This window comes from Streptomyces milbemycinicus, assembly GCF_002154605.1.
Taxonomy (GTDB): domain Bacteria; phylum Actinomycetota; class Actinomycetes; order Streptomycetales; family Streptomycetaceae; genus Streptomyces; species Streptomyces milbemycinicus.
Genome location: NZ_MUNE01000740.1, coordinates 1 through 7711, shown reverse-complemented (window position 1 = coordinate 7711; position 7711 = coordinate 1). Strand labels below are relative to the sequence as shown.

The following is a 7711-nucleotide window of genomic DNA, read 5'->3' as shown; positions in this document are numbered from 1 at the left end:
GCCCCGCGGGGGTGCGCCACGGCAGGCGGCTGGGATTCGGCCATGGTCAGGGGCCTTCCTGGTGAGGGGTCGACGGTTCAGCGGGCCTGGGCTCGGACGGTGAGCGGGGCGGGCGGGGGCACGGAACGGAGCAGCGACAGCAGGGCGCGCGCCGTCGCGTCGTTCTGGCGGAAGACGGGCGCGTTCGTACGGGGCCGGGCGAAGCCCCCGGAGCCGCGGGCGTCGGTGTGCGGGCCGAGCGCGAAGCGGCGCGGGTGGGGGCGGCCGGCCCGGTCCAGGATCCGGCCGTCGTCGGGGCTGACGGCGAGCAGCCCGGCGGGGGTGACGGCGGCGCCGTCCCGGTGCAGCGAGCGCAGCAGCGCGTCGCGGGTGTGCGCCACGGTCGGCTCGGGCAGCCGGGCCTCGACCAGCGCGCGGGCCTCCACCGCCGGGCCCGCCACCCCGGCACCGCTCGCCCGGAAGACCTTGCGCAGCGGGTCGGCGACCACCCGCACCTCCGGGCCGAGGAAGCGCACCACGCCGGCCCGGGAGAGCGCGAGCAGTTGGCGCAGCCGGGGGCCGGGCGGGCCGGAGGCGAGGTAGCTGAAGAAGCCGTGCCATTGGCCGCCGATGTCGCCGAGCCGCATCAGCTGGCCGTATACGGACAGCAGGGCGAGGAAGACCGCGAGGTCGGGGCTGTGGCCGGGGTCGTGGCGGCGGACGAGGTCGGCCTCGATATGCGCGCGCAGGCCCTGCTGCAGGGCCTCGTGGCTCGCGAACCGCCGCCCGGCCAGGGGCCGGTCGAGGGCGTCGAGGTCGAGCCGGTCCGCCGGGTCGGGGACGGCGGCCTCGGCCAGGGCGCGCAGTTCGGGGCCGCCGGGCGGACAGGCGGCGTATCGCTCCTCGAAGTCGGGCCAGGGCATGGCCGTGCGGTCGGAATGGGCCGTGAACAGCTGGTGGTAGTGGGCGAAGCCGAGCTCCTTGGCGATCAGCGGCCAGATATCGCGGCGGTAGTCGGGCCGGCCGGGGCGCCGCAGCAACTCCTCGACCTGGGCCGGTCCGAAGAAGCGGGGCAGCGGCGGGCGTTCGCCCCGCCAGTCGTAGCCGATCTTGGAGCGGTACGGGACGCCGCGCCGCGAGCCGACGTGGAGCACGGGCTCGCGGCCGGAGGGCCGGTACGTCAACTCCCCGGCGCCGTCGCCCCCCTCGTCGTAGCGTCCGCCGCGCCCCTCGGTGAGCAGGACCATCAGGTCCACGAAGGCGAGCCCGAAGCCGCGCACGATGACCGGCTCGCCGGGGCGCAGCCGGGTCAGGTCGCTGTCGGCGGTGAACTCGGGAGGCAGATAGACGAGTCCGTCGGGTCCGTCGAGTCCGTGCTCGGCGGCGAAGGCGGTCAGCGCCCGCTGTTCCTGATCGGGTTCGGCATCGAGGTGGCCGAGGGCGAGCACGACGGCGTCGGCGGCGAGCGGGGTGGCCCGGCCCTCCAGCCACACCCGCTGCACCCCGTCGCGCGGGCCGGTGATCCGCACGGCGCGGCAGCGGTGCCGGTGGACCGTGACGGCGGGCGGCAGGGCGGCCACCGAGCGCTTGTGCACCCAGGCCAGATACGCGCTCTGCAGCCGTCGGCTGGCGAAGCCACGGCCGGTCAGCGCGGCGGCCTCAGCGGCGAGTTCGGGGGAGAGCTCGGGGGAGAGTTCGGGGACGGGGCCGCCGGGGAGCGCCCCGGCGCGGGCGCGCTCGGCCCACTCGGCGAGGGAAGGGCCGGGGCGGACCGGGCCGTCCTGCTCGACAGTCTCGTCCGAGAACACGGTGACGTCCTCGGCCATGGAGTTCATCCACAGCAGCGGGGACTGGTCCGGGCGCCAGATCCGGCCGCCGCCGGGCGGATGCGGATCGACCAGGTGCAGATCGAGCGGGGCGGCCTCGCCGTACAGCTCGGGGGCGTTGGCGGCGATGCGCTCCACGAGGCCGGTGCCGCGGGGGCCCGCGCCGACGATCACCAGGGCAGGGGGTCGGGAGGAAAGGTCCGGTCGCACGGACATGCGGAAGGCTCCGTCGGTTCGTCACCGAACACGCCAGTGGCCTTCACACCCGGCCGCGCCCCTCAGCACGGCCTGTTGCCGAGGCTAAGCCGTCCCCACGACCCGTTGTCAAGGTTGTCCGAACTGTGAGCGGCGCGTCTCACGGCCGGTTGACGCGGAACCGCAAGACTGTTCCACTTGGGCCATGCAGCCACGTCAGCGACTGATCACGCGCGGACACATCGACTTCGGTCGGGTGTGGTCCGCGTCCTGTTCGGGTTCCTGTACGAGCTGACCGCCGCCTCCGCCACCTAGGCGTTCCGAGGCTTTCTCATCTGCTCCGCCTGCCCGCCGCCCGCTGTCCGGTTCGGCGCGGCCGTCCCTGTTCCGCGCAGTCCACGCAGTTCCCGTATGCCGCGCAGTTCCCGTATTTCACGTAGTTCACGCAGCACGCGCCTTCACCCACGCTTCAGCGCTCTCCCCCCTCCCCTCGCGCTTCCAACTCCCCGCCTAGCAATCGCAGCTGCAGTCACAGCAGTCGCAGCTACAGCAGTTTCCACAGCAATCGCCACAATCGCAGCAGTCACAGCAGTCGCTGCAGTCATCGCACTTATGGCACCAGCCCTCGCGCGGCTCGCCGGTCCACGGATCGTCGTACGGGTTCTTACAGCACACCTGACAGGTGCAGAAGAGCCCGGCCCACACCGCGCAGCCGGCTATCAGCCCGCGCCGCCTGCGGTTCGGCGGCTCGGGCGGGGCGCCGCCGGGGCCGCCCGGGCCGGGCCCGTACGGGTTGTTGATCCAGGGCGACTGCGGCGGCGGCGCACCCTGCGCGGCGTGCGGGGCATGCGCGGCGGACGGCCCGTGCGAGCAGGACGTGGTGCCGAACGCCCGGTCCACCGCGCGCCGCAGCTCATGCGCCAGCAGCACATGGGCGAGCTTGCCGTTCTCGAACTCCGCCTCGCGCAGCGCGAGACGCACCCCGTGCACCGCGTCGTCGCACAGCCTGCGCACCTCGGCCAGGTCCGTACCGGTGGCCGTGATCGGGTTCCAGGCTCCGGCCGCGGTGTCCTCGGCCAGGTCCTCCACCGCGTCCAGCAGATGCGCGAGCCGGCCGAACAGCCGCCCCGCCTCCTCAAGCGGCGCCCGGTTGGCGGGCCGCTCGGCCAGTACGGCGGTGTGTCCGAAGGCCGCGGCGGTCGCGGTCTCGGTCGGCTCGGTGACGGCCAGCAACGGGGTGCCGAGGCCCGCCGCCCGCTCTATCCCCTCCTGCCGGCCGACCGCGTCCAGCAGCACCGCCGTGTCGAAGCCGAGCTCCGCACCGCTGCGGGCGCCCGCCCGGTCCCATCCGGCGGCGACCCGGCGGGCGGCCACGGCGACCGGCCGGCGCGCCAACGCCCCGTCCCCGTCCGCCACATGGTCGCGTATCTTCGCCGAGGCCAGCACCAGAGAGACGGTGGCCGCCAGCCGCGCGCCCTCGCCCTGGGCGACCGGCGCGCTCCGCATTCCGCGCAGCGGACAGGGCCCGGCGGTGCGCCGCCATCCCTCCGTACGCCGCGACTGGGCCTCCACGAGCACCGAGACGACCAGACCGTCGTAATTGGTGGCCACCCGCGCGAACTGGCCACGGGCTCCGCGCAACGCGAGGCACAACCCGCACAGATGCGCCATCCACTCGGTGCGCAGGTTTTCCGACAGCCGGTGCCGACAAGGGCGGATAATGCCAAACAACTTTCTCCCCGTTCACCCATACGTCCCCGGCGTCACCCGTCCGGACGGCGGAGTCTACCCATCGCTTCGTCAGGGCCTGCTAGCAGGAGGAACTCTGATTCGTCGCCATACGTTGTGCACCAGTACCGTCACGAATCCCCTGTGCGGCCGCAATCCACGTGGCACATCTTCCGCATCATGGACGACGATAGAGGGGGCAGGTGCAGTACAGAGAGCGGCAGTGAAAGGAGGCGTCCATGGGATCGGTGCGCAAGGCGAGTGCTTGGCTTGGCCTCGTCGACGACAGCGATGACGAGCGCTACTACGACGACGACTACGCTGAGGGACCCGAGCCCGGCGACGCCTGGGTGACCGACCCGCGGGTGCGGGTGGCCGACCAGGCCGCGCGGGACGAGGGCACCCGTATCGCCACGGTCACCCCCGAGAGCTTCCGGGACGCGCGCGGCATCGGCGAGATGTTCCGGGAGGGCGTGCCGGTCATCGTCAATCTGACGACCATGGAGCCCGCCGATGCCAAGCGCGTCGTCGACTTCGCCGCCGGGCTGATCTTCGGACTGCGCGGCTCTATTGACCGCGTGGCCAACCGTGTCTTCCTTCTGACGCCGCCGGACTACGAAGTCCTCAGCGCCAGCAGACACCACGCCACCGGCTTCTTCAACCAGAGCTAGGCAAGGCCGCTCACCGGAACGCGTCCAGTCCGGTGAGCGCCTTGCCGAGCACCAGTTGGTGCATTTCGACGGTGCCCTCATAGGTGAGCACCGATTCCAGATTCGTCGCGTGCCGCATCACCGGGTACTCCAAGGAGATCCCGTTGGCGCCCAGGATCGTCCGGGCCGTGCGGCAGATCTCGATCGCCTCCCGCACATTGTTGAGCTTGCCGAAGCTGACCTGCTCGGGGCGGAGCGTTCCGGCGTCCATACGCATTCCCAGGTGATGGGCCAGCAGCACGCCCTTGTGCAGCTCGACCGCCATATCGGCGAGCTTGGCCTGGGTGAGCTGGAAGCCGCCGATGGGCCGGCCGAACTGCTCGCGGGACCCCGCGTACTCCAGCGCCGCCTCGAAACACGCCCGCGCCGCGCCCATCGAGCCCCAGACGATGCCGTAGCGGGCATGGCTCAGACAGCTGAGCGGTCCGCGCAACCCGGTGACCTCCGGCAGCACGGCGTCGGCGGGCAGCCGCACCTCGTCCATCACCAGCTCGCTGGTCACCGAGGCGCGCAGCGACCACTTGTGCCGGATCTCGGGGGCCGAGAAGCCGGGGCTGTCCGTCGGCACGACGAATCCCCTGATCCCCTCGTCCGTACGGGCCCAGACCACGGCGACCCCGGCCACCGAGCCATTGGTGATCCACATCTTGCGGCCGGTGAGCACCCAGTCGGAGCCGTCCCGCTTGGCGTAGGTGCGCATCGCGGCCGGATCCGAGCCATGGTCGGGCTCGGTCAGCCCGAAGCAGCCGATGATCTCGCCCGCGGCCATCGGGGGCAGCCACCGCTCCTTCTGCTCCTCCGAGCCGAAGCGGTGGATGGCGTACATGGCCAGGGAGCCCTGTACGGACACCAGGGAGCGGATTCCGGAGTCGGCGGCCTCCAGCTCCAGGCAGGCCAGCCCGTACTGGACGGCGCTCGCGCCCGTACAGCCGTATCCCGTCAGCGACATGCCGAGCGCCCCGAGGGAGCCGAGCTCGCGGGCCAGTTCGCGGATGCCGGGCAGCTCGCCGCGCTCGTACCAGTCGGCGATTTGCGGCAGGACGCGGGTGGCGGCCCACTGGCGGACGGTGGTGCGGACGGCGAGGTCGTCCGGGGCGAGCAGGTCGTCGATCCCGAGCGGGTCGGCGGGGTCGAACGGCGGCAGGCTGCGGCGGGCGCCCTCGGACATGGTTCGGCCTCCGGTTCCGGTGCGGTTCGGTTCGGCTGCGTTGCGCTGGGTTGAGGTGCGTTGGGGTGCGGTCTCGGTGCCGCCGGGTGATCGTTCCGGTCGGATCCGACGCTACGGCCGGGTAATCCCCGGCGTCCAGACCGCGCCCGGCCGCCCGGCGGCGCGGATGCGGGGGCCGGAGGGAACCGCCGTCAGCCGGAGGTCTCCGCGCCGACCGCCGCACGGTCGGCGCGGTCGGGGTGGTTCGGGCGGGGCACGCGCGCGGTGCCCGTGTCCTGCGCCGCGTCGCGGGCGGTGTCCGGGGCGGGGGCCGGCTCCAGATCATGCCCGGCGTCGGCGTTCGCCGTATGCCCGGCATCCGTACCGCGTCCGGTGTCCGTACCGCACCCGGTGTCAGCCCCGTGCCCGGCGTCCGTACCGTGCCCGGCGTCCGTACCGTCCTCGTCGGGCGAGCACTCCATCGACTTCGGCAGCCGCAGCGCCGCCAGCGCCCCCACCAGCAACAGACCCGCGCTGACCACCAGCGTGACATGCAGCCCGTGGACGAAGGACTGGCGCGCCACCGCGCGCAGCGCCTCGCCCTCCGAGCCGCCGAGCCGGTCGGAGACCTTGTAGGCCGCGCCGAGCGACGCGCTCGCGGCCTCGCTCGCGGACTCCGGGACGCCTGCGGCATGGGAGACGCCGGGCGCGTAGGTGGCGTTCATGACGCTGCCCAGGAGGGCGATGCCGATACCGGCGCCGAGTTGGTACGAGGTCTCGCCGATCGCGGCCGCGCCGCCCGCGGACTTGACCGACGACTCGTTGAGCATCGATTCGTACGCGCCGAAGAGCGTGGTCTCCAGGCCGAAGCCGAGGAAGAGGAAGGCGCCGACCAGGACCGCGGGCCGGTCGGACTGGCCCATGACGACCAGCGAGAGGACGGCCGCCGCGGTGAGCGAGAAGCCGAAGGCGACCATGGCGCGGGGGCCGAGCCGCTGCAGCATCCGGGACCCGGCGAGCCCGGCGGCCATGGCGGCGAGGGTGAGCGGCAGCAGCCGCATGCCCGTCTCGAGCGGCGTGAGGCCGAGGACGAGCTGCAGATACTGGGCGGCTATGAGCTCCAGGCCGACGAGCGCCAGCAGGGCGAGCACGATACAGCCGACGGAGATGCTGAACGCGGGCCGGGTGAACAGCCGCAGATCGACCAGCGGATGCTTGCGGCGGCGCTGCCGGCGTACGAAGAGCACCAGCAGGACCACGCCGAACAGCGTCGGCGCGGCGGTGAGGGGATCCAGCAGGGCCGCGCCGCTGCCCACCCGCTTGACGCCGAAGACCACACAGAACAGCCCGCAGGCGGCCATGATCGCGCCCAGCACGTCCCAGGGGCCGTCGCGGTCGCCGGTGGACTCCGGCAGCAGCCAGCGGCCGACGGGCAGGGCGACCGCCATCAGCGGGATGTTGATGAGGAAGACCGAGCCCCACCAGAAGTGCTCCAGCAGAAAGCCCCCGAGCAGCGGCCCGACGGCCGCGCCCACGGCGGCCACCGCGCTCCAGACGCCGATGGCCAGGGCGCGCTCACGGCGGTCCGGGAAGACCTGGCGCAGGATCGACAGCGTCGCGGGCATGATCATCGCGCCGCCGACGCCCAGCAGGGCGCGGGCCACGATGAGGACCTTCGGGTTGCCGGCCTCGGCGGCGAGGGCGGAGGCCACGCCGAAGAGGCCGTAGCCGAGCAGCAGCACCCGGCGGCGGCCGACCCGGTCGCCGAGCGTGCCGAACAGGATCAGCAGGGAGGCGCAGACCAGCGGGTACGCGTCGACGATCCACAGCAGNNGCGTCGGTGCCGCGCCACTGCCGGGGAACGCCCGTCGTCCGTCGATTGCCGGCCGTGGTCGTCCCGGACATAAACCGCACCTCCCTGTCGTGCGCTCGCGGCCCCTCGGGGGCGGGACGTCGCAGGCTGAGGACGTCCGGCGACCCGGCGGCGAGGGCGAGTGAATGGTCAGCGTACGCGAGTCGTCACGCGGGTCGTGTGGCCCATCCCATGTTGAGATCCACATCGCAGGGGTGAACGAAGGCGTACGTTCCGGTGTCCCCCATTTGTCCCTCCCGTTTTTCCCCCGCGC

General features: G+C 72.9%; 4 protein-coding genes and 1 pseudogene. 1 reads left to right on the top strand and 4 read right to left on the bottom strand.

Annotation, left to right across the window (positions count from 1 at the left end):
* Positions 1 to 77: 77 nt before the first annotated feature.
* The gene (locus tag CCN51_RS44600) at positions 78 to 2021 is read right to left on the bottom strand and encodes an FAD/NAD(P)-binding protein (protein ID WP_014180831.1); all 1944 of its coding nucleotides are present in this window, start codon (positions 2019 to 2021) and stop codon (positions 78 to 80) included.
* A gap of 489 nt (positions 2022 to 2510) precedes the next feature.
* Positions 2511 to 3731, bottom strand: coding sequence for a DUF5685 family protein (locus CCN51_RS44595; RefSeq protein ID WP_078610702.1), 1221 nt, complete (start codon positions 3729 to 3731; stop codon positions 2511 to 2513).
* Between the two features lie 236 nt (positions 3732 to 3967).
* Here CCN51_RS44595 and CCN51_RS44590 point away from each other — a divergent pair, with 236 nt between their 5' ends.
* Entirely contained in the window at positions 3968 to 4399 is a 432-nt protein-coding gene (locus CCN51_RS44590) for a cell division protein SepF (protein ID WP_014180829.1), read from the top strand.
* A 10-nt stretch (positions 4400 to 4409) separates the two neighbouring features.
* Here the strand turns inward: CCN51_RS44590 and CCN51_RS44585 are convergent, their stop codons facing one another.
* Both CCN51_RS44585 and CCN51_RS44580 read right to left on the bottom strand, forming a co-directional pair.
* A complete protein-coding gene (locus CCN51_RS44585; protein ID WP_014180828.1) occupies positions 4410 to 5606 on the bottom strand; it encodes an acyl-CoA dehydrogenase family protein in 1197 nt (398 codons plus the stop codon).
* A gap of 449 nt (positions 5607 to 6055) precedes the next feature.
* Positions 6056 to 7417, bottom strand: a pseudogene (locus CCN51_RS44580) (MFS transporter); the annotation flags it as partial.
* Positions 7418 to 7711 lie beyond the last annotated feature (294 nt).

Bases quoted from the DNA above. Each gene is read 5' to 3' on its own strand.
- CCN51_RS44600 (WP_014180831.1), bottom strand. From the start codon at position 2,021: ATGTCCGTGCGACCGGACCTTTCCTCCCGACCCCCTGCCCTGGTGATC.
- CCN51_RS44585 (WP_014180828.1), bottom strand. From the start codon at position 5,606: ATGTCCGAGGGCGCCCGCCGCAGCCTGCCGCCGTTCGACCCCGCCGAC.
- CCN51_RS44590 (WP_014180829.1), top strand. From the start codon at position 3,968: ATGGGATCGGTGCGCAAGGCGAGTGCTTGGCTTGGCCTCGTCGACGAC.